General features: G+C 67.9%; 19 protein-coding genes. 11 read left to right on the forward strand and 8 right to left on the reverse strand.

Annotated elements, in window-relative coordinates; genetic code table 11:
- Positions 1-263: 263 nt before the first annotated feature.
- From NV1_RS06790 to NV1_RS06805, 4 genes are all read left to right on the forward strand, one after another.
- Positions 264-2,384 carry an AMP-binding protein gene (locus NV1_RS06790; RefSeq protein ID WP_067886519.1) on the forward strand — a complete coding sequence of 707 codons (2,121 nt, stop codon included), beginning with the start codon at positions 264-266 and terminating at the stop codon, positions 2,382-2,384.
- A 77-nt stretch (positions 2,385-2,461) separates the two neighbouring features.
- A complete protein-coding gene (locus tag NV1_RS06795; protein WP_067886521.1) occupies positions 2,462-2,851 on the forward strand; it encodes a hemophore-related protein in 390 nt (129 codons plus the stop codon).
- Positions 2,852-2,898: 47 nt separating this feature from the next.
- Positions 2,899-3,600, forward strand: coding sequence for a response regulator transcription factor (locus tag NV1_RS06800; protein WP_373864588.1), 702 nt, complete (start codon positions 2,899-2,901; stop codon positions 3,598-3,600).
- On the forward strand, positions 3,597-4,955 hold the full coding sequence (locus NV1_RS06805; protein ID WP_245713585.1) for a sensor histidine kinase: 1,359 nt from the start codon (positions 3,597-3,599) through the stop codon (positions 4,953-4,955). Before NV1_RS06800 ends, NV1_RS06805 begins: the two co-directional genes overlap by 4 nt.
- Before the next feature lie 51 nt (positions 4,956-5,006).
- Here the strand turns inward: NV1_RS06805 and NV1_RS06810 are convergent, their stop codons facing one another.
- Complete coding sequence (locus NV1_RS06810) at positions 5,007-5,369, reverse strand: FKBP-type peptidyl-prolyl cis-trans isomerase (RefSeq protein WP_067886528.1); 363 nt, start codon at positions 5,367-5,369, stop codon at positions 5,007-5,009.
- 127 nt (positions 5,370-5,496) lie between these two features.
- Here NV1_RS06810 and NV1_RS06815 point away from each other — a divergent pair, with 127 nt between their 5' ends.
- Complete coding sequence (locus NV1_RS06815; protein ID WP_067886530.1) at positions 5,497-6,300, forward strand: TrmH family RNA methyltransferase; 804 nt, start codon at positions 5,497-5,499, stop codon at positions 6,298-6,300.
- Entirely contained in the window at positions 6,297-6,599 is a 303-nt protein-coding gene (locus NV1_RS06820; RefSeq protein WP_067886531.1) for a DUF2537 domain-containing protein, read from the forward strand. Before NV1_RS06815 ends, NV1_RS06820 begins: the two co-directional genes overlap by 4 nt.
- A 16-nt stretch (positions 6,600-6,615) precedes the next feature.
- Here the strand turns inward: NV1_RS06820 and NV1_RS06825 are convergent, their stop codons facing one another.
- The 3 genes from NV1_RS06825 to serC form a co-directional block, all read right to left on the reverse strand.
- Positions 6,616-7,365 carry a DUF6928 family protein gene (locus NV1_RS06825; protein WP_245713586.1) on the reverse strand — a complete coding sequence of 250 codons (750 nt, stop codon included), beginning with the start codon at positions 7,363-7,365 and terminating at the stop codon, positions 6,616-6,618.
- 243 nt (positions 7,366-7,608) lie between these two features.
- Positions 7,609-8,769: a septation protein SepH gene (gene sepH / locus NV1_RS06830; RefSeq protein WP_084525141.1), complete on the reverse strand. Its 1,161-nt coding sequence runs from the start codon at positions 8,767-8,769 to the stop codon at positions 7,609-7,611.
- 262 nt (positions 8,770-9,031) lie between these two features.
- Complete coding sequence (gene serC / locus NV1_RS06835; RefSeq protein ID WP_067886535.1) at positions 9,032-10,159, reverse strand: phosphoserine transaminase; 1,128 nt, start codon at positions 10,157-10,159, stop codon at positions 9,032-9,034.
- 345 nt (positions 10,160-10,504) lie between these two features.
- Between serC and NV1_RS06840 the strand changes: the two genes are divergently transcribed.
- A complete protein-coding gene (locus tag NV1_RS06840; protein WP_245713587.1) occupies positions 10,505-11,245 on the forward strand; it encodes a hypothetical protein in 741 nt (246 codons plus the stop codon).
- Positions 11,246-11,450: 205 nt separating this feature from the next.
- Here NV1_RS06840 and NV1_RS06845 read toward each other — a convergent pair whose 3' ends face one another.
- Both NV1_RS06845 and NV1_RS06850 read right to left on the reverse strand, forming a co-directional pair.
- Entirely contained in the window at positions 11,451-12,389 is a 939-nt protein-coding gene (locus NV1_RS06845; protein ID WP_245713588.1) for a polysaccharide deacetylase family protein, read from the reverse strand.
- Positions 12,390-12,542: 153 nt separating this feature from the next.
- A complete protein-coding gene (locus NV1_RS06850; protein ID WP_067886537.1) occupies positions 12,543-13,688 on the reverse strand; it encodes a citrate synthase 2 in 1,146 nt (381 codons plus the stop codon).
- Between the two features lie 254 nt (positions 13,689-13,942).
- Here NV1_RS06850 and pdxH point away from each other — a divergent pair, with 254 nt between their 5' ends.
- The 3 genes from pdxH to NV1_RS06865 all read left to right on the forward strand — a co-directional run bounded on the left by pdxH (position 13,943) and on the right by NV1_RS06865 (position 17,578).
- Positions 13,943-14,620 carry a pyridoxamine 5'-phosphate oxidase gene (gene pdxH / locus NV1_RS06855; RefSeq protein WP_281181799.1) on the forward strand — a complete coding sequence of 226 codons (678 nt, stop codon included), beginning with the start codon at positions 13,943-13,945 and terminating at the stop codon, positions 14,618-14,620.
- 160 nt (positions 14,621-14,780) lie between these two features.
- Entirely contained in the window at positions 14,781-16,064 is a 1,284-nt protein-coding gene (locus NV1_RS06860; RefSeq protein ID WP_067886539.1) for an MFS transporter, read from the forward strand.
- Between the two features lie 182 nt (positions 16,065-16,246).
- Positions 16,247-17,578 (forward strand): citrate synthase, encoded by a 1,332-nt coding sequence (locus tag NV1_RS06865; RefSeq protein ID WP_084525144.1) that lies wholly within the window; start codon positions 16,247-16,249, stop codon positions 17,576-17,578.
- 72 nt (positions 17,579-17,650) lie between these two features.
- Here NV1_RS06865 and NV1_RS06870 read toward each other — a convergent pair whose 3' ends face one another.
- Positions 17,651-18,322: an MspA family porin gene (locus NV1_RS06870; protein WP_169813295.1), complete on the reverse strand. Its 672-nt coding sequence runs from the start codon at positions 18,320-18,322 to the stop codon at positions 17,651-17,653.
- Between the two features lie 16 nt (positions 18,323-18,338).
- The gene (locus tag NV1_RS44465; protein ID WP_067886809.1) at positions 18,339-18,968 is read right to left on the reverse strand and encodes an MspA family porin; all 630 of its coding nucleotides are present in this window, start codon (positions 18,966-18,968) and stop codon (positions 18,339-18,341) included.
- Between the two features lie 294 nt (positions 18,969-19,262).
- On the opposite strand from NV1_RS44465, the gene NV1_RS06880 reads away from it, so the two are divergent.
- Positions 19,263-21,026 (forward strand): ATP-binding protein, encoded by a 1,764-nt coding sequence (locus NV1_RS06880; RefSeq protein ID WP_067886543.1) that lies wholly within the window; start codon positions 19,263-19,265, stop codon positions 21,024-21,026.
- Positions 21,027-21,042: the final 16 nt, after the last annotated feature.

The raw sequence follows: 21,042 nt of genomic DNA on the forward strand, positions 1-21,042 counted from the left end.
CGCATGGCTGGACTCGTTTGGCACAGCGGGCCGAGATCTGCGGCAGGCCGTGAAATTGCGTCCTTGACGGCCGAAATATGTGACATGCGATTCTAACGGATCAATAACTTCTTGTGTGACCTGTTGGCAACCTCCGCACATTGACCAGCTTGTTCTGGACAAAATCAAAGGTCGCGGCGCCCGCCCGGACGCCGCGTGAAGTCTGCCACAATCAGGCTGATCTATCGAGGCGGGCATCGAGGCGAGGCAGGGAGTCACACGGTTTGAACGCACAGCAGGAGTACCGGCCTACATACCAGACGAGCCTGGTCGACCCGTCGGACTTCTGGGGCGCGGCCGCGACTGCTGTCAGCTGGGATGTTCCCCCCACGCAGATCGTCGACAGCACCGCCCGTCCGACGGCCCGCTGGTTCCCGGACGCCCGCCTGAACACCTCCTACAACGCACTGGACCGTCATGTGCGCGATATCACACCGATAGAGCCCTCGACAGACGGCGAGCCGGGTCGTGATCTCTTCGAGACCGGATCGAACTCCGATCGAGTCTGGGATGCCACCGGAGGCCGCGCGGATCAACCCGCCCTGATCTACGACTCCGCCATGACGGGCGCCACCGTCGTCTACACCTATGCCGAACTGCTGGCCGAGGTGGCGCAGTTCGCCGGGGCGATGCTGCGATTGGGGGTGCGCACCGGCGACCGGGTCGTCATCTATATGCCGATGATTCCGGAGGCCGTCATCGCGATGCTGGCCTGCGCGCGGATCGGGGCGGTGCATTCGGTGGTGTTCGGCGGATTCGCCGCACACGAACTGGCCGCCCGCATCGACGACGCCGAACCGGTGCTGATCGTCACCGCCTCGGGCGGTCTGGAACCGGGCAAGCGGCTCGAGTACCCGCCGATCGTGTTGCAGGCGTTGGATCTGGTCCGCACCATCGCGCCCCGGCACGTGGTGGTCAAACAGCGCCCGAACTTCCCCATCCTGCGGTTCGCGGCGCCGCAGCCCGCCACCGAACATCTACCGGGTTCCGCGGAAAGCGTTGCCGCGCAATGGCTGGACTGGGAGGACATGGTCGCCGGCGCCGAACCGGCCGATCCGGTTCCGGTCGCGGCGACCGATCCGCTCTACATCCTCTACACCTCCGGCACCACCGGAAAACCCAAGGGCGTGGTGCGCGACAACGGCGGCCACGCGGTCGCGCTGATCTGGTCGATGCGATACATCTACGACATGGCCCCCGGCCAGGTCATGCTCACCACCTCCGATATCGGCTGGGTGGTCGGGCACTCCTACATCGTCTACGCACCCCTGCTGATCGGCGCGACGACCGTACTCTACGAGGGCAAACCCATCGGCACCCCCGACCCGGGCGCGTACTGGCGCATGGTCGAACAGCACGGCGTGCACGTGATGTTCACCGCACCGACCGCACTGCGGGCGATCCGCCGCGCCGATCCGGACGCCGCCGCTGCCCACCGGCACGACCTGTCCGGTCTGCGCGCGCTGTTCTGCGCCGGTGAGCGGCTGGACCCCACCACCCTGGAGTGGACCCGCGACGTGGTGCTGGCCGATCGCCCGGACTGCCCGGTGGTGGACCACTGGTGGCAGACCGAAACCGGCTGGCCGATCTGCGCGGATCCCCTTGGGCTGCAGCCACTTCCGATCAAGACCGGCTCTGCCTCGCTGCCGGTGCCCGGCTACCGGCTGCGGGTACTGGACTTCGAGGGCGACGCGGTCGCCGCGGGCACCGAAGGCAATATCGTGATCGGCCTACCGCTGCCCCCGGGCACGCTCACCGGCCTGTGGGGTGACGACGACAGATTCGTGCGCTCGTACCTGTCGGCCTTTCCCGGCCACTACCTGACCGGCGACTCCGGCTATTTCGACGAGGACGGCTACCTCTACGTCCTAGGCCGCAGCGACGACGTGATCAACATGGCCGGGCACCGCCTCTCGGCCGGGGGTATCGAGGCCGCGGTGGCCGGACATCCCGCTGTCGCCGAATGCGCCGTGATCGGCATCCCCGACGAGCTCAAGGGCCAGCGCCCGATCGCCTACGTGGTGCTCAAATCGGACGCGACCGGGCAGACCGTCCAGGTCGATCCGGATCGGCTGCGCGAGGAGCTGACCGCCCGCGTCCGCGACCAGATCGGCGCGATCGCGACCCTGCACGACGTCATCGTGGTGCAGGCGCTGCCCAAGACCCGTTCCGGCAAGATTCTGCGTAAGACCATGCGGCAGATCGTCTCCGGCGAGGAGTGGGAGATGCCCGCCACCATCGAGGACCCCGCCGTGCTGGTCGCGCTGGAGGACCAGATCATCGCGAGCGCTCATCCCGAGGGGCCGGCCGCGACGGCCGACAACTCTCAGGTCCGGTCCTCATAGTCTTCTCATAATCGGTTCACACCGGCCCCAGAGCGAGCCCCTAGGGTTTCGGACGTTCCCGAGCCGAAGGATTTCTCATGATCACGCTGCGTAACCGCCGCCGCACCGGCACCGTCCTCGCGATCGGTGGCCTGGCCACCGCCGCCGCCCTGCTCTCCACCGGCCCAGCCGCGGCCGCGCCGATGGATATGGTTGCGCCCCTTCTGAATTCCACCTGCACCTTCGATCAGGTCGATCGCGCGCTGCACGCCAAGAACCCTCAGCTCGCCTCGATCCTGGACTCCAACCCCAGCCAGAAGGCACAGCTGAAGGCGAAGTTCGACGAGCCGGTCCAGCAGCGGCGCGCCGAGGCGCAGCAGTATCTGGCCCAGCATCCCGAGGCGCAGGGGCAGATCCAGAACGACCCGCGAGCCTCGGGTATGCGACAGACCATCCAGGCCGTCGCGGACAGCTGCCACAACTACTGACGGTCTGTTACCCGGGCCCGGCGCGCCCATCTGTGCAGAATGTAGTGGTGACGAGCCACGACAATCCGACCGTTCTGCTGGTCGACGACGACGAGGACCTGCTGGCCTCGGTCGAGCGCGGACTGCGGCTGTCCGGGTTCCGGGTGATCATCGCCCGCGACGGCGCGCAGGCACTGCGCAGCGTGACCGAGCAGTCCCCCGATGCGCTCGTCCTGGACATGAACATGCCGGTCCTGGACGGCGCGGGGGTGGTCACGGCGCTGCGGGCGATGGGTAACGAGGTGCCCATCTGCGTTCTGTCCGCGCGTAATTCGGTGGACGACCGGATCGCCGGGCTGGAGTCCGGGGCCGACGACTACCTGGTCAAACCATTCGTCCTGGCCGAACTGGTCGCCCGGATCCGGGCACTGCTGCGCCGCACCGACACCGCCGCGCCGCTGACTCCGGGCGCGATCACCGTCGGCCCGCTCGAGGTCGACGAGGCCGGATATCGCGCCCTGCTCAACGGCCACGAACTCGAACTCACCAAAAGGGAATTCGAACTGCTGTCCACACTCGCCCGCAACGCCGGGGTGGTGCTGAGCCGCGAACGCCTGCTCGAGCTGGTGTGGGGATACGACTTCGCCGCCGACACCAATGTGGTCGACGTCTTCGTCGGCTATCTGCGGCGCAAGCTCGAGGCCGACGACACACCGCGGTTGCTGCACACAATCCGAGGCGTCGGCTTCGTGCTGCGAGCGCCGAAGTGACCGTCGCGGCGCCGCGAGCTCGACAACGGCGACGGCGACGTCGCTCCTATTCGCTGCGCACCCGCGTGGCGGCGGCCGCCGCACTCGGCGCGATCATCCTCACCGCTCTGCTGGGCTGGCTGTCCATGGTTGCCATCCAGCGCAACGCCATCACCCAGGCCGATCAGGAACTGAATGTCGCCTCGCGCATCGTGCTGATGCAGCCGGTGATCGCGGCCGGGGTGTTGTCGGTGGTCACCCCGAGCAGAGACCTCGCGGTGACCGTGCGCGACGACGGCGAGGTCCAGGCCTCGACGCTCATGCGACTGCCGAGACTGGATCCGGGTTCGCACACCGTCACCCTCGACGACACCCCCTACCGGATCATGACGACCACCGAGAATCAGCAGCCCGGCCGCGTGGTCTCGATGGGCATCCCGCTGAACGACGCCTATCACGCGACCAGCCAGCAGCGTCGCTGGGTGTTGTCCGCGGCCGGACTGGCGATGGTCGCCGCGGCCGCGCTGGGCTGGATGTTCGGCGGCCGGGCGGTACGGCCGATCGTGAATCTGACCCGGCAGGTCGGCGAGCACAGCGGCACCGGCGAGGGCACGGCCCGGGTGGACGGGTCGGGTGTGCGCGAGGCCGAACAACTCGCCGAGGCGGTGAATTCGCTGCTGGAACGCGTGCGCGCGGCACAGGCCGAAACGGCCGCCGCACTCGAGACCGCCCGCGATTTCGCCGCGGTATCCGCACACGAATTGCGCACCCCGCTCACGGCCATGCGCACCGATCTCGAGGTGCTGCGTACGTTGGACCTGGACGCGGACCAGCGTGCGGAGATCCTCGTCGATCTACAACGCAGCCAGGCCCGGGTGGAGGCGACCCTGGCCGCACTCGAACGTCTCGCGGCCGGTGAACTCACCAACGAGCGCGACCACGTGGAAACAGACCTCGGCGATCTGATCGATCAATCCGCCCACGACGCCATGCGGCTCTTCCCGGAACTGACCGTGCGCATCGACACCGATCCGGAACTGATCATCCGGGGCCTGCCCACCGGGCTACGCCTCGCGGTGGACAACGCACTGACCAATTCCGCCCGGCACGGCGGCGCGACCCGGGCGCTGGTCGCCGCGCATCGCACCCCCGAGGGCGTCGTGATCTCGGTCGACGACGATGGGCGCGGCATACCCGCACAGGAGCGAGCCGCGGTCTTCGAACGGTTCATCCGCGGCAGCCAGGCCACCAAGGGCGGCTCCGGACTGGGCCTTGCGCTGGTAGCCCAGCAGGCCCAGTTGCACGGCGGGCGAGCCTATTTCGAGGACAGCGCCCTGGGCGGGGTGCGACTGGTACTGGAATTCCCGAACCGGTGAGCACTCGCGCGGCACGTGTGGTGCCGTGCGCGCGAGCAGTGTCCGACGCCCCTAGTTGACGATGTTCAGCAGGTCGATGACGAAGACCAGGGTCTTACCCGAGAGCGGATGACCCGCACCGGCCGCACCGTAGGCCTGCTCCGGCGGAATGGTGAGCTGGCGGCGACCGCCGACCCTCATCCCCGGGATGCCCTCCTGCCAGCCCTGGATCAGGCCGCGCAGCGGAAACGTGATGGACTCGCCACGGCCCCACGAGGAGTCGAATTCCTCACCGGTGTCGTATTCCACGCCCACGTAGTGCACCTCGACGGTGCCGCCGGGCGCCGCCTCGGCGCCCGTACCCTCGACGAGGTCCTTGATCACCAGTGTGCTCGGCGCGGGGCCGTCCTGGAACTCGACTTCAGGCTTGGTCATGCGTCCTCTTCCGTTTCGATGGATTGGCCAATTTACTGTTCACCATATCGTTGCTCGCGAAACCAGAAAGTTGATGCGGGCCGCCTCACAAGCGAGTCGCGATGCCCACAGGGCAGGATTGTGCATCGTGGCCGACGTGATCGATATCGAGGACCCCGCCGATCCGCGGGTCGCGGCGTTTCGCGACCTCAAGTCCGCGGACCGCCGCCCGGATCTCCCCGGACGGCAGGGATATGTGATCGCGGAGGGCGTCGTGGTGGTGCGGCGGATGCTGGGTTCGCGCTTCACTCCGTTCGGCCTGCTCGGCGTCGGGCGGCGATACGAGGAATTGGCCGGCGATCTGACCGGTGTGGACGTGCCGTACTACCGAGCCACCGCGGAGGTGATGGCCGAGATCGTCGGATTCCATCTCAATCGCGGGGTGCTGGCGGCCGCTCGCCGGCCAGCCGAACCGGATCTGAATCGGCTACTGGCCCCGGCGCGCACCGTCGCGGTGCTGGAGGGCGTCAACGATCACGAGAACATCGGCTCGATCTTCCGCAATGCCGCCGGGCTCGGCGCGGATGCGGTGCTGTTCGGCGACCGATGTGCCGACCCGCTGTATCGGCGCGCGGTGCGGGTGTCGATGGGGCATGTGCTGCGGGTGCCGTTCGCCCGGTTGCCGGACTGGCCCGGAAGCCTGGAAATGTTGCGTAACAAGGGGTTTCAGATCATCGCATTGACGCCCGACCCGACCGCGGCCACACTGGCCCGGGCGATGACCGGTCACCGGGTGGCGCTGCTGCTCGGGGCCGAGGGGCCGGGACTGACCGAAGCGGCCATGGCCGCCACCGATATTCGCGCCCGCATCCCGATGACGCCGGGCACCGATTCGCTCAATGTGGCCACCGCCGCCGCGATGGCCTTCTACGAAAGGGTGCGCATCTCGTGAATCAGCCTCCGGGCGCCCGCTACGGCGCCTATCCCGAACCGACGCCGTGGGCGGCGGGAATCGCGGTGTCCGTCCTGGTGGCGGTGCTCGCCACCGCCGGGGTGTACGCGTTCGGAGCCGCACTGGCACAGGTCCATTGGACGTTGGCCGTCGCGGTGAACCTCGTCGCGGTCGGCGGCGCGGCCCCGAGCGCCTGGCGCTGGCGCAGCACGCCGGTCGTCCGGTGGATCCTGCTGGGCATCGCCGTCGGAATCGTGCTGGGCTGGAGCGCACTACTGATCGCCGCGATATCTTCCTGACTCGCGCGAGCCGCCGTCACCCTGTCTTCTCGTGCACATGGTCGGTTCGACCGCGTAGCCAGCCGAACCAGCGACCGCTGGTGTGCGGCTCGCCCTGCAGCTCCTCCGGACGGATCGGTAACGGCGCCTGCCCCTTCGGGAACAGACTGAAGCCGCAGACCGGAATATCGGCCGGTTCCAGTGCACCGTCATGATGGCCGCCGCGATAATGGAAGCCGAGCCATTCGGCATTGGCCCCGTCGGCGAATTCGGTCGGATCGAAGGGCAGAGTTTGCGGGTCCGGGAATTCGCCGGGCAGCAAACGCAATGGATGCTCCCCCGCCCAGTATGAGCGCTCCCACACCTGCGGCAATCCCTCGTTCTCGAGAATGTCGACTCGCGTGGAACTGAACGACCGGCGGAATTCCCCACGCTCCCAATGGGCGAACGCCCCCCAGCCGCGCTCGACGTCGTACGAGATCAGATAGCTGTGTTCGGAGGCGAGCGGGCGGACCAGCAACTCCGGAAGCCGCGTCGGGCGGGCCACCGCGGCCTGAGTCGTGCACACCACGGTGACGCCCGGATAGCAGCCGATGTAGATCGAACCGGGATCGGGCCCGGCCCAGACCTTCATGGTGCCCGAGGCGGCCGGGACCACGTCGAGGTCGGGATTGAGCTGCCGGGCCAGCGCCAGTGCGGCGGCCGGATCCGGATCCGGGTGATCGCGAAGCACCGCGACCGGATCGGGTGCGTCGACGTACCAGAGGGACGAAGCAGTGGACGGCACTTGCGACACCTCCCGATCCTCGTACGGGTAAGCATAGCTACTCCACAGCAACCACAGTGCCGGATGACATCCGAACCCACGATCACCGGGTGCCCGCCCGAAATAGCTGGGCGCTATGAGAAAATCTACCCTTTGGCACACCGAAACGGTGCACTTCGGATGACGCGTGCGCGTGTCAAGACCGGTTCCGCCGAAACACAGCACATCGCCGGATCGGCGAACTCCGGTGTGCGACGCGGGAAATCAGTGACCGGAGCTGCGCACGCCGAGCAGGACGTCCTCCCAGGACGGCATGGGCGCCTTACCGCGCTTGGCCTTCGACCGGGTCTGCTTGGCGGGCGGCTTGGCCTCCTCGGCGGCCGGCTGGTTCGCGGCGGCCGCGGGAGCGGACTTCGCCGTGGCCGCGGCGGCCGGCTTCGCCTCGGGTGCCGGAGCCGGCTTCGCCGCGGCAGCGGGCTCGGTCGCCTTCGCCGCCGCGGGCTGCGGTGCGCGTTCGGGCTCGGCCTGCTCGCGGGACGGCGGTGCGGCCGGAGCCGACTGCTCACGCGCGGGCGCGGCGTACTCGGCGGCCGGGGCCTGCGGCTCCCGCGACGGTGCGGCGGGCGGCGCGGCGACCGGAGCCGGCTGCGCGGTCACCGGCACCGAACTGCCACCGACGGCACGCTTCTCGAAATACTCCTCGGTCTCGGCCTCCCGCTCGGTCACCGCCGCGGGCTCCTCACGCGGCGGCGGGGTCGGTGCCACCGGAGTTACCGGTTCCACCGGCGCGGCCTGTTCGGCGGCGGGTTCGGGCAGTATCGTCGCCAGCCCTCGCAGCGCCCGGCCGAAATCGGGATCGACCAGATCATTGGCCGGGTCGTCCAGCGGCGTCACCGAACCGCCGTGCGCGTCGGGCTGGAAACGCCAATGCGCGGCGATCACCGAACGACCTGCCTGCCACTGCAATTGGGCGACCCAGTAGCCCTTCTCGTCCTTCCAGGCATCCCATTCGGCGATATCGATATTGTGGCCGCGCTCGGCGAACGCGGCCGAGACCACATCGATGAGAGTTTCCACGGCCGGGCCGTCCTTGCGAACCGGATGCGCCTTCTGCGCCAGCTCCGCGGCCCGCGCGCGCTCCAGCAGAACCGGATAGGCGAACCGCTCCACGCGGCTCAGCGGCATTCCGGATTCCTCGGTCACCTGCTCCACCGACGCACCGGCACGGATACGGGCCTGGATATCGCGAGGACGCATAGTCGCTTCCGTTTCGATCTCGATCTGGCCGAATCGGGCAAGGTCTCCTCGGGCGGCAGCACGCAGTTTCTCGTCGGCGGCGAGCCGGTACTTCTGTCCGGACTCGGGATCGATGCACACGATGTGCGCGGAATCGGGCGTCAGACCGATCACTCGAAGCTCACGCACCGTTACCTCCTTATCAGTGCAGCGAACACAGCGCCGCGTCGATCACAGCAAGGCTCGCGACACCGCCCACGTTCTGGAACAGTAGTGCACTTCTGAGATTCATGTGGCAGGACACGCGCGCGGAAATCTCTCGCGAGACCTCCGCGCGCGCTATCGTGTTCAATTCAGCTCGCTTCGATCAGCATGTTCGCGACCCGGCCGGATCGCCATTCTATGGCCGAAATCCGCTGAAACATCCGAACCCCCCTGCCGTATTCGCCTACTACTCGGCGATTTCCTGGACGACCCAGTCGATACTACGCGTCAGCTGCGTGATGTCATCGGGATCGATCGCCGGGAACATACCGACGCGCAACTGGTTGCGGCCCAGTTTGCGATACGGCTCGGTGTCGACGATTCCATTGGCGCGCAGAACCTTCGCCACCTGCGCGGCATCGACCGAATCGACGAAGTCGACGGTGCCGACGACCTGCGAGCGATGCGCCGGATCGGCCACGAACGGGGTGGCGAATTCACTGGACTCGGCCCAGGCGTACAGCCGCGAGGAGGAATCCAGGGTGCGCTTGACCGTCCAGTCCAGGCCGCCGTTGGCGTTCATCCACTCGATCTGGTCGGCCAGCAGCAGCAGGGTGCCCAGCGCCGGGGTGTTGTAGGTCTGATCCTTGGAGCTGTTGTCGACCGCGATCGGCAGGGACAGGAATTCCGGGGTGAACCGGCCCGACTCCTTGATCTCCGCGACCCGCTCGAGCGCCTTGGGGCTCATCAGGGCGATCCACAACCCGCCGTCGGAGGCGAAGCATTTCTGCGGGGCGAAGTAGTAGACGTCGGAGTCGGCGACGTTCACCGGCAGACCGCCCGCGCCCGAGGTGGCGTCGATGGCGATCAACGCGTTCTCCGAACCGGCCGGACGCTGCACGGGAACCGCGACGCCGGTCGAGGTCTCGTTGTGCGCCCAGGCGATCACATCGGCCTGCGGATCCGCGACCGGCACGGGCGCGGTGCCCGGATCGGTCGAGATGACGATCGGATCGCCGATGAACGGATTCTTCTTGGCCACCGTGGCGAACTTCGAGCTGAACTCACCGTAGGTCAGGTGCAGCGAACGCTCCCGGATCAGGCCGAACGCGGCCGCATCCCAGAACGCGGTGGTGCCGCCGTTGCCGAGTACCACCTCGTAGCCATCGGGCAGCGAGAACAGCTCGCGCAGGCCCGCGCGCACCCGCGCGACGACATCCTTGACCGGTTTCTGCCGATGGCTGGTGCCGAACACCGAAGCGCCGACCTCGACCAGGGCGTTCAGCTGTTCCGGGCGGACCTTGGACGGTCCGCAGCCGAAACGTCCGTCGGCTGGTTTGAGTTCGGCGGGGATGCTCGGCAAGGCAGCGGTCATAGCCCCAAGCCTAGTGGGCCGCCACCGCCGTGTTCGAACTGCCTCCGCTGTATTTTCGGCCTCCGCCTCGCTCCGGCGAGCCGCGGCCCGCCAAGGGCCGATTCTTGCCTCCTGACGCTCCTCCGCTTCGCTCCCGGCGCTCTCGCAGTCCGGAATCGCCCCTTGGCGGGCCCTTGGCGGGCCCTTGGCGGGTCGCGGCCTCGGAGCTGGTGTTACCGGCGATGAGCGAACTGGGCGACCTCGACTGTTCCCCCGGCCGCGTCGACGTTCGGGCTAATCCGGAATCTCTTCGCATTGATGACCGAAATGCCATGATGCATCTCATATTTCGGTTACCGTAAGACTATGCGGGAGCGCGCGAGCGAACGACCAGCACCGGTGATCTCGAGCACTCGTTCCGGCCTGTTCGGCCGCTGGTCGGCGCACTGGGGGTCGCCCGGCTTCGCGATCCGGAACGGCGCGCTGTCCGAACCGGCCCAGCGTGAGGTGCTGATGCGCGGGCTCGCGGGCACCGCGCGGATTCTCGGGGTGCGGCCGTGCCGGATGCCGCCGTTCACCGGGCCGGGGATGGCGCTGCGGGCGGGCAGGGGCGGTGCGGCGGGCAGCCGGAGCGAACCCGGGCACCGATTCTGGATACGCGTCGACATCGAGGATCGCCGGCCCTACGAGACCAGGGTCCGCCAGCGCGTCGGCGAGACCGATCTGGTCGCCATGCAGCCCGGTGACGTCGTCGGCTGCCGGGTCGATCCGGGTGATCGCGACCGGGTCGTGCTGTACGTCCTCGGCCCCGAGGAGTCCACCCGGGTCGGCATCGCCAAGATCCTCGCCAACGGCCGCCGCGCCGACGCCACGGTGCTCGCGGCCAGTCCCGTCGCCGCCGACTACACCGGTCGCGACGATCCCGTCCTGCGCCTGGACCTGGAACTGCGCGCCTGGGACGAACCCCGCCCCTGGTGGGTCCGCATCATCCAGCCCGTCCCGCTGTCCGCCATCGAATTGGTCGATCTGGGAAGACATCTGGAGGTCGCCTTCTTCACCGTCGACCGTGGGGAATCGGTCGCAGTCGACTGGGCCGCGTCCGAATAGCCCCCACTACGCTCCGGGGGGAGGAGTACCCGATCCGCCTCCGCTGCGAGATCGACGCCAATCCGAGTCACCCGAGTTCCATCCACCCCCGACAACGCCGGCTCCGAAGCCGCGGCCCGGGCGATTCCGGACCGACCGGAGCGAAGCGGGGGAAGAATCGGTCCCTCGGAGGCGCGGCCCGGCCGGAGCGAAGCGGCGGCCGAGATTACGGCAGGTGGACGAATTCGTAACCGGCGGAACGCAATCGGGTGATGGCGGCCAGCATGCCGGGGGCCGTGGCGGATTTCGGTCGATGCATGTGGGCGATGGAGATCGCGCCGGGAACGGCGGCGGTCATCTCGCGTTGGATCTGCGGACTGCTGAAGGTGGCTCCGCCGTCGGCGTTGATGCTGAATCCCACTGGAATTTCGCCGAGTTCATGCACGATCTCGACGGCGATATTGTCGTAGTGCGCGGTTCCGGTGCGGAAGAATCGCGGTGCGCGACCGGTCAACCGGATCAGCCGTTCATGATTGCCCCACACCTCGTCCACCGCCTGCTGCGGCGAAGCGGTTCCGGGGATGCCGTATGCCGAACGTCCGGTCACCGACAGCGGGCAGTGCCGGGTGCCATGATTGCCGATCTCGAACAGCGGATTGTTCGCGAGCGATTCCGCCCGCGCCGGGTCGGCATCGATCCAGCGTTCGTTCAGGAACAATGTCGCCGGAATACGTTGCGATATGAGGAAGTTCATCAGAACTTCATTCATTTGGTCATTACCGGGACCACCGCAGGCGTCGAAGGTGAGTGCCATCTGTTTGCCCACTGGGGCGAACGCGGTGATGATCCCGGGCATGGCCATCGCCCACGTCGCGGGTCGCTGCCCGTGATGTGCGGCGGCCACGGCGGCGGGCTGCGTTCCCGCGGCCGACTGTGCCGCGGGCGCGTCCGCGGGCACGACCGCCGGTGTGTTCGTCGTGGCCGCGAACATGGCCGCGGGGTCCCGCACGGCGGTGACGGGCAGCGACTGCCGTGTGGCGGCGGACAGCGTCGCGGACGTCGGCGAGGATCCCCACGCCTCGGCGCAGGCCGCGCTCACCAACCCTGCGGCCGTCACCGCTCCGGCCGCCAGCAGACCACGCCGGGAGATCACTCGATCGAACACGGCACGGATCGTACGGGAAGTCCTGGCGCGCGGCAGGCTACACGCGGCGCCCGGCGAGAATCGCCGGCACTTGCCGTTCTTCGCGAATTCACCCGAACACACCCGGCTGCCCGCCCGATGACCGGCGGGCATCCGAAAGCCCTTGCGTCAGAGCTACTTTCCGGCAACTGACGCCCAACCGGTGACCGATTCCGGGCTGCGCGGCGCGGGACCGGTGTAGATCGCCGCCGGACGCACCAGCTTGCCCAGTTGCTTCTGCTCCAGAATGTGCGCGCACCAGCCCGCGGTACGGCCGCAGGTGAACATCGCGGGCATCATGTGCGCGGGCACCTCGGCGAAGTCGAGGATGACCGCGGCCCAGAATTCGACATTGGTCTCGATGGCGCGATCGGGGCGACGCTCCCGCAGTTCGGCCAGTGCGGCCTGCTCCAGCGCGGCGGCCACCTCGTACCGCGGCGCACCCAGGCGCTCGGCTGTCGCGCGCAGCACCCGCGCACGCGGGTCCTCGGCCCGGTACACCCGGTGACCGAAGCCCATCAACTTCTCCTTGCGATCCAGGATGCCCTTGACCAGCGCACGAGCATCGCCGGTGCGCTCGACCTCCTCGATCATCGGCAATACGCGGGCGGGCGCACCGCCGTGCAGCGGACCGGACATCGCGCCGATCGCACCCGAGAGCGAGGCGGCAACGTCCGCGCCGGTCGACGCGATCACCCGGGCGGTGAAGGTGGACGCGTTCATGCCGTGTTCGGCCGCGGACACCCAGTAGGCATCGATGGCCTGGGTGTGCCGGGGGTCCGGATCGCCCTTCCAACGGGTCATGAACCGCTCGGTGACCGTCGTGCACTCATCGATCTTCTTCTGCGGCACGGCCGGCTGATAGATACCGCGGGCGGACTGCGCGACATAGGACAGCGCCATCACCGAGGCGCGCGCCAGATTTTCCCGCGCGGTCGCATCGTCGATGTCCAGCAGCGGCTGATAACCCCAGATCGGGGCGAGCATGGCCAGACCGGCCTGCACGTCGACGCGCACGTCACCGGTGTGGATCGGCAGCGGGAACGGCTCGGCCGGGGGCAGGCCGTGCCCGAATTCGCCGTCCACGAGCAGCGCCCACACATCGCCGAAGGTCACCCGGTTGGCGACCAGGTCCTCGATGTCCACGCCGCGGTACCGCAGCGCGCCGCCGTCCTTGTCGGGTTCGGCGATATCGGTGGTGAACGCCACCACGCCTTCCAGTCCGCTGACGAAATCGGGGGGTACGGCGGGGCCGGTGGATGCCGCAGCGCTGGTGGTCATTGCGGTGACTCTCCTTGCGATTCGGGCCGCACGATCCCTGGGCGGCCACGCTGTTTCACTGCGACGCGCGAGATAGCCGGAGGTTCACTCGGACGTTGCGCCACGCGCGTCGACCGATAAGAACCATAGTCCTTCCAAAACTGGGGAGTAACCTCTGGTCCATGCGCGACGAGGAGAATTCACCCGGTTCCGCGGAAGCCAGAGTGGGATTTCCCACTGGAAATTCCTCCGCATACCCCGATGTGGATGCGGCGATGCGGGCGGAAATGGATATCGCCGCCATGCGCGCGGAATACGGCGGTGATCCCGATCTCGACGAATCCTGGCTGTCCGATGGCTGGGAACCGTTGCTGCGCAACTGGATCGAGCAGGCCACCAGCGCCGGTATCGCTGAGCCGAACGCCATGGTCCTGGCGACCGTGGAGATGACCGGAGCGGGGCCGCGCCCGGCCTCGCGCACGGTGTTGTGCAAAGGGCTATCCCAGGCGGGTGTGACTTTTTACACGAATTACGATTCCGCCAAGGGAAATCAGCTCGCCGCGATCCCCTACGCCTCGATCACGTTCACCTGGCCCGCGCTGGGTAGACAGGTCACGGTGCGCGGGCCGGTGAAACAGGTCAGCCCGGAGATCACGGCCGTGTACTGGCGCTCGCGTCCGCGCAATTCCCAGCTCGGCGCATGGGCTTCGCAGCAATCCCGCCCGGTCGCCTCGCGCACCGATCTCGATCGTGCGCTCGACAGCGTGACCACCCGCTTCGACGGCGTCGACCACCTCCCGGTACCCGCGAACTGGGGCGGCTACCTGCTCACCCCGGAAACGGTCGAGTTCTGGCAAGGCCGCCGCAGCCGGCTGCACAACCGCATCCGCGTCACCCTGGAGGTCGGCAACCCCGATGTATCCGCCATGAAGGTAGAGCGCCTGCAGCCGTAGGGGCGGGCCCTACCCGGGGTGAGCGAAGTGGGTGGGCCCAGGGGTGTGCGCGCAAGATACAAGAGTGGCCGGTCGTAGCGGATCGTCACACCTGTAATCATGGGATGAATCACTCGGAATCGATGTCCCCAGGACTTTCGGAACCGTTAATGTTCCGTCAGTGAGACTGCTCGCCGATATCACCCCGCTGCGCAATCAGGACTTCCGCCGCCTGTGGACGACCAATATCGTCACGGTCGTCGGGGCGCAGTTGACCGTCGTCGCGGTGCCGCAGCAGATCTTCCAGATCACGCACAGCTCCGGTTACGTCGGGCTGTCGGGGTTGTTCGGGCTGGTGCCGCTGATCGTGTTCGGACTGTGGGGCGGTGCGCTGGCCGATGTCATGGACCGCCGCAAACTGCTGTTGATCACCAGCGCCGGGACCGGCCTGACCTCGGTGCTGTTCTGGGTGCAGGCGCTGGCGGGGGTGCACAACGTCTGGCTGGTGCTGGGGCTGTTCGCCGTGCAGCAGGGTTTCTTCGGTGTGAATCAGCCCACGCGCAGCGCGGTATATCCGCGGCTGCTGCCCGGGCACCTGCTGCCCGCCGCCAACTCGCTCAACGCGACGGTCATGCAGTTCGGCGCGATCGCCGGACCGGTCCTGGCCGGAACGCTGATCCCGGTGCTGGGCCTGTCCACGCTGTACCTGATCGATTCGGTGGCCCTGCTGGCCACGCTGTGGGCGGTGTGGAGGCTACCCGAGGTGCCGCCGACCGGCGAGGCCAGGCGGGCCGGATTGCGCACTGTCGCAGACGGATTCGCCTATCTGACCACTCAGCGGATCCTGCTCGCCTCGTTCGCGGTGGATATCATCGCGATGGTCTTCGGCATGCCGCGAGCGCTGTTCCCCGAACTCGCCCACGACACCTTCGGCGATCCGATCACCGGCGGCACCGCCCTGGGGCTGCTGTTCGCCGCGCTGTCCGCGGGCGCGGTGGCGGGCGGCATCTTCTCCGGCTGGCTCTCGCATCTGCGTCGGCAGGGCCTGGCGGTGGTGGTGTGCATCGCGCTGTGGGGTGTGGCCATGGTCGGATTCGGTGTCGCGGTCGGCGTCACGGGACATCTGCTGAGCACCACTGTCGGACTCTGGACCGCGGTGGGCTGCTTGGCATTCGGCGGTGCGGTGGACATGTTCTCCGCGACGTTGCGCACCACCATGCTGCAGCAGGTCGCCACCGACGAGATGCGCGGCCGGCTGCAGGGCGTCTTCACCGTGGTGGTCGCGGGCGGACCGCGCCTGGGTGATGTTGCCCACGGTTTTGCGGCCGCCGCCCTGGGTACGGCCGTCGCGGCGGCCGGAGGTGGTGTGCTCGTGGTGGTCGGTATGGTGCTCGCGACACTGGCCTTCCCGGCCTTCGTACGGTACCGAGTGGCCCGCGCACATGCCGAAATCCCGGTCGGCTGACCATCGCGGTCCCTTATCACGAGACCCCCGCCGAGCCCATCTCGAGCGGAGGTGACCGTGAGGTAGTTAACCAGACCCTCGCGATCCGCCGCCAACCGTCAGCGGCTAGCGTTGACGGTTGAGTGCACCGGACACCGACCGTGTCCGATGCCTACCGGTTCTAGCCTGAGAGGGATCCTTCCGTGCCCGCTGAGAACATCATCAACGTCGACGACGACGCCAAGCCGGTACTGTCCTACCCCGGTGGCGACTACCCGATGACAGTCACCAAGGCCGCCGAGGGCAATGACGGGATCGACCTCGGAAAGCTGCTGGCCAGCACGGGGTATGTCACCTACGACCCCGGTTTCGTGAACACGGCACCGACCAAGTCTGCGATCACCTACATCGATGGCGAGGCCGGCATCCTGCGCTACCGCGGGTACCCGATCGAGCAGCTCGCCGCCGGTTCCAACTTCATCGAGGTCAGCTATCTGCTGATCTACGGTGAGCTGCCGACCGCGGCCCAGCTGGAGGATTTCACCGACCGGATCCGGCGGCACACCCTGCTGCACGAGGACCTCAAGCGCTTCTTCGACGGCTTCCCCCGCAACGCGCACCCGATGCCGGTGCTCTCCAGCGCGGTGAACGCCCTGTCGGCCTACTACCAGGACTCGCTGGATCCGCGCGATCCCGAACAGGTCGAGCTGTCCACGATCCGCCTGCTGGCCAAGCTGCCGACCATCGCGGCCTACGCGTACAAGAAGTCGGTCGGCCAGCCCTTCCTGTACCCGGACAACTCGCTGTCGCTGGTGGAGAACTTCCTGCGGATGACCTTCGGCTTCCCGGCCGAGCCCTACGAGGTCGACCCGGACGTCGCCGCGGCCCTGGACATGCTGCTGATCCTGCACGCGGACCACGAGCAGAACTGCTCGACCTCCACCGTGCGCCTGGTCGGTTCCTCGGATGCGAACCTGTTCACCTCGGTCTCCGGCGGCATCAACGCCCTGTGGGGTCCGTTGCACGGCGGCGCCAACCAGGCCGTGCTCGAAATGCTCGACGGCATCAAAGCGAATATGGACGGCGCCTCCGTCGATAATGCGGTCAAGGAATTCGTGCGCAAGGTCAAGAACAAGGAAGACGGCGTGAAGCTGATGGGCTTCGGGCACCGCGTCTACCGCAACTACGACCCGCGCGCGACCATCGTCAAGAAGACCGCCGACCAGATCCTCACCAAGTTGGGCGTGCAGGATCCGCTGCTGGACATCGCCAAGCAGCTCGAGGAAGCCGCCCTCGGTGACGACTACTTCGTCGAGCGCCGCCTCTACCCGAACGTCGACTTCTACACCGGCGTCATCTACCGGGCCATGGGCTTCCCCACCCGCATGTTCACCGTTCTGTTCGCCATGGGCCGCCTCCCCGGCTGGATCGCCCACTGGCGCGAAATGCACAGCGAGCCCATGAAGATCGGCCGTCCCCGCCAGATCTACACCGGCTACGGCGCCCGCGACTTCACCGAGATCGCCGGCCGCTGAAACAGCTGGAAAGGCCCGCTTCCGGATCGGAAGCGGGCCTTTCCGCATTCGGTGCCCCGTTACGCCCCGCCGCTAGATCCGGACCGCGTCGCCGTACACCACCACGGTGTCGTTCGACAGCGCGGATTCGGTGGTGAGGACGGAATAAGAGCGAATCGCGGCCGGTCCCAGGCAACCGGTCACCTTGACATCGGACAGCCGGACGCCGACCCGGGCGCGGCCGTCGCGGACCGGCACGCTGGCAAGCGGAACGTCCGTGATGGTTCCGGTGATGAAGGACATCGTGATCGACGGGGTGATCGCGATGCCGGGGTACAACGTGGCCACCGTATCGGACGTGCCCTGGTCGTTGGGCGTGATCTGGACCGTGGACGAGTCGCCCAGAACCGGATTCACGCCCAGCGCCGAGAACATGCCCTGCATCTCGAGGACCACCGGGCCCGTGGCGATCGCGCAGCCGACCTTGTATCCGATGGCGAGCGTGCCCTTGCGGAGCCGGGACGCGGAAGATCCGCCGAGTACGGCATAGGCCTCGTTCGTCACCCGGGCCTCGCGTGTGGTGACCGGACCCCCGGTGACGTGCTGGATTGCCTCGCCGCGCTGCCCCAGCAGAATCCTGCGGCCGTCTCCGTTCTTCGCCTTCAGTTCGTGCGGTGCCGGGGCCTTCGGCGTGTCCGCGCAGGCAGGTGAGGTGCAGAACGTCGCCGCGGTCAGGACCACCGCGACCCACAGCGGGATGCGCATCGCTGCCCGCCGCGAATCACAGCGCGATCGGAGCGCCATAAACCGCGACCGAATCGTCGGCCTCGCTCGATTTGGCGGCCAGGATCGTGTAGGAGCGGATGCTCGCCGGCCCGGCGCAGCCGTCGATGTGCAGATGGGCGTTTCGGCTGGTGACGAAGGCCTTGGAGCCCGACAGCGGCTTCTCGCCGAGCGGCACGTCGACGACCTTGCCGGGTTGCAGCGTGACGTTGAAGGACGGCGCGATGCTGGCCGTGGGCCCGATGTTCGCGCCGACGGTCGGCGTCGGGATACCGGCGGAGATGACGATGCCGGGGGTGAAACCCAGGGTCACCGTCGCGCCCAGGGTGATGGTGGTCAGATCCACCGCGCATCCGACGTTGTAGCCGGTCCGCAGCACGACGCCGGCGAGCGGGGATCCGCTGCCGCCGACCGATCCGTAGGCCTGGTTGGTGACGAACACTTCGCGGGTCGTGCCGATGCCGTTGAGCGGAGGCACCCGGTTGGCCTGCTCGTCGTGCTGCCCAACCTTCAGCTGCCAGCCGTCCGGCATGGTGATCGACTGCTCATGCGGGGCTATCGAGATCACATCGGCATGCGCCGCCGGAACACCGACCGCCAGGACGGCCGCGGCAGCGGCCACGGACATCAGAAAACCTACTCGCACTGGGACTCCCCCACTGTTTCGCCATCGATCGGCCGGATGTCTCGGTCTCGGCCACAGATACGGCCAGAACGCTAGAAAGCCGGAACCGCCCGAGCAACGAGGAAATTCATGGCGACCGGGAATCGATGAGGTCAGGCGATCCGGGGCGATGTACGGTCCGGACATCCGGCCCGCGATCCGGGCTGCTCGCCTGCCGGCTCGGCCACCTTTCCGGCGAAATGACCGGCCGCGGCGGGAACCGAATCGGAATCCGCCCCGTCTAATCGTTTCGAGAACATGAACGATCCGCTCGGCACCGAGCGGATCCCCAAGTCCGTTCGGGGGTACTACATGACTACCGAAGAGGTCGGTCACGGTCGGCAGGTACAGGGCGGGTCGGCGCGCAGCGAGTTCGCGCGGCGGCTCTCGGCGCTGCATCGGGCCGCGGGGGCGCCGTCGTTGCGCAATGTCGCGATGCTGGCCCAGTTACGGGCGAACGAGGCCGGCGGGGAGACCCGGTCGGCGCTGGCCTCGGCGCAGCGCATCAGCGATTGGCTCAGTGGACGCAATGTGCCCGCCCGGTTCGAATCCCTGCTCCCGGTACTGCAGGTGCTGGGGGCGCGGGCCAAGCGCCGGACCGGAAGTGCCGGTGAGGCGGTCAACACGCGAGCCTGGCGGATGTTGTGGACGGCGGCGCGGTCGAGTCCGGCCGACGCCACCGGCGTCCCGTCACAACAGCCGTATCCAGTCGGCGATTACACCGAGCGGCACGAGGCGATCTTCTTCGGGCGCCGGCGCGCGCTCACCGCACTGCTGACGATGGTGCGGATGTCCGCGACGCCGCAGCGCCCGGCCGATGTGATCGTGCTGACCGGCGCATCGGGTGTGGGCAAGTCCTCGCTGCTGCGCGCCGCACTCGTTCCGGCACTGCGTTCGGAGGGCGGCCGGTGGGCCGTCACGATTCTCACCCCGGGCCGTGATCCACTCGCGACGTCGGTGCGAACCTTCGGCGGCACAACGGGTCTCACCGTCGGCGGTCCGGATCTGGAAGTGGTGCGGCAGTGGGCGGGCGAGGCTCGTCCGGTACTGATCGTGGACCAGTTCGAGCAGTTGTACCGCCCCGAGATCGACCCGACCGAACGTGCGGCCTTCCTGATCTGGCTCAAACAGGTCTCCACGATAGGCACCGTGCTGATCTCGATCCGCTCCGACGATCTGGTCTCCTGCGCGCAGTACCCGTGGCTCGCGGATGCGGTGCAGCACAACAGTTTCACGCTCGGTCCGATGCTCAGACCGGAGCTGACCTCGGTCATCGTCGGCCCCGTGCGCAGCTGTGGCGCCGCGGTCGATCCGGGAGTGGTCGATCTGCTGCTCAGTGCCCTGGAATCGGATCGGCTGAGCCTGGACAGAGCGGCCACCAGTCCCGGCGAGTTGGCGGTCCTGTCCGCCACCATGCGGTCGCTGTGGGCCGCCCACACCGGCGACCGGATCGATATCGCCGCATATCGGAAGGTCGGCGGTCCGGCCGGGGAGATCGCCCGCATGGCCGAAAGCCGTTGGGCCGAGCTGACTCCGGAGGAACAGGCCGACGCTCGCCGGCTACTGATGGCCCTGATCACCGTGCATCGCGACGGCAGCTACTCGCGCCGACGCATCCCGACGACCGATCTGCTGCGCATCGCCGCCCACACCGGATCGAGCCACCATCTGGTCGATCGTCTCGTCCGGTGGCGCTTGATCGTAGTGGAGGTACGGCACGCCGACCTGGTGCACGACACGCTGTTGCGCTGGGATCGGCTGCGCGGCTGGATCGCGGAGAATCGCGCATTGCTGTTGTGGCGTCAGCGAATCGAGGACGATGCGGCCGAATGGTTTTCCGCCGACCGCGATCCCGGCCTGCTCTACCGCGGCAGCCGGCTCACCACCGCGATCCGCCACGCCGATCCCACCGCCGGCGCCGCGGCCACCGAATTCCTGCGCGCCTCGGCCCGTGTGGAACTGGGCGGGTCGGCCGTCGACCAGCAGACCGGTTACGACTATCGCAAAGCCGTCGGGCAATGACCGACGATCCCACATG

Origin of the sequence: Nocardia vaccinii NBRC 15922 (genome assembly GCF_001613305.1) — a bacterium.
GTDB classification, from domain to species: domain Bacteria; phylum Actinomycetota; class Actinomycetes; order Mycobacteriales; family Mycobacteriaceae; genus Nocardia; species Nocardia vaccinii.

Excerpts from the sequence above, each read along its gene's own strand:
- NV1_RS06840 (WP_245713587.1), top strand. The coding sequence starts at position 10,505 with ATGCGGGAGCGCGCGAGCGAACGACCAGCACCGGTGATCTCGAGCACT.
- NV1_RS06850 (WP_067886537.1), bottom strand. The coding sequence starts at position 13,688 with ATGACCACCAGCGCTGCGGCATCCACCGGCCCCGCCGTACCCCCCGAT.
- NV1_RS06795 (WP_067886521.1), top strand. The coding sequence starts at position 2,462 with ATGATCACGCTGCGTAACCGCCGCCGCACCGGCACCGTCCTCGCGATC.
- NV1_RS06880 (WP_067886543.1), top strand. The coding sequence starts at position 19,263 with ATGAACGATCCGCTCGGCACCGAGCGGATCCCCAAGTCCGTTCGGGGG.
- NV1_RS06810 (WP_067886528.1), bottom strand. The coding sequence starts at position 5,369 with ATGACCAAGCCTGAAGTCGAGTTCCAGGACGGCCCCGCGCCGAGCACA.
- serC (WP_067886535.1), bottom strand. The coding sequence starts at position 10,159 with ATGACCGCTGCCTTGCCGAGCATCCCCGCCGAACTCAAACCAGCCGAC.
- NV1_RS44465 (WP_067886809.1), bottom strand. The coding sequence starts at position 18,968 with ATGTCCGTGGCCGCTGCCGCGGCCGTCCTGGCGGTCGGTGTTCCGGCG.
- pdxH (WP_281181799.1), top strand. The coding sequence starts at position 13,943 with ATGCGGGCGGAAATGGATATCGCCGCCATGCGCGCGGAATACGGCGGT.
- NV1_RS06870 (WP_169813295.1), bottom strand. The coding sequence starts at position 18,322 with ATGCGCATCCCGCTGTGGGTCGCGGTGGTCCTGACCGCGGCGACGTTC.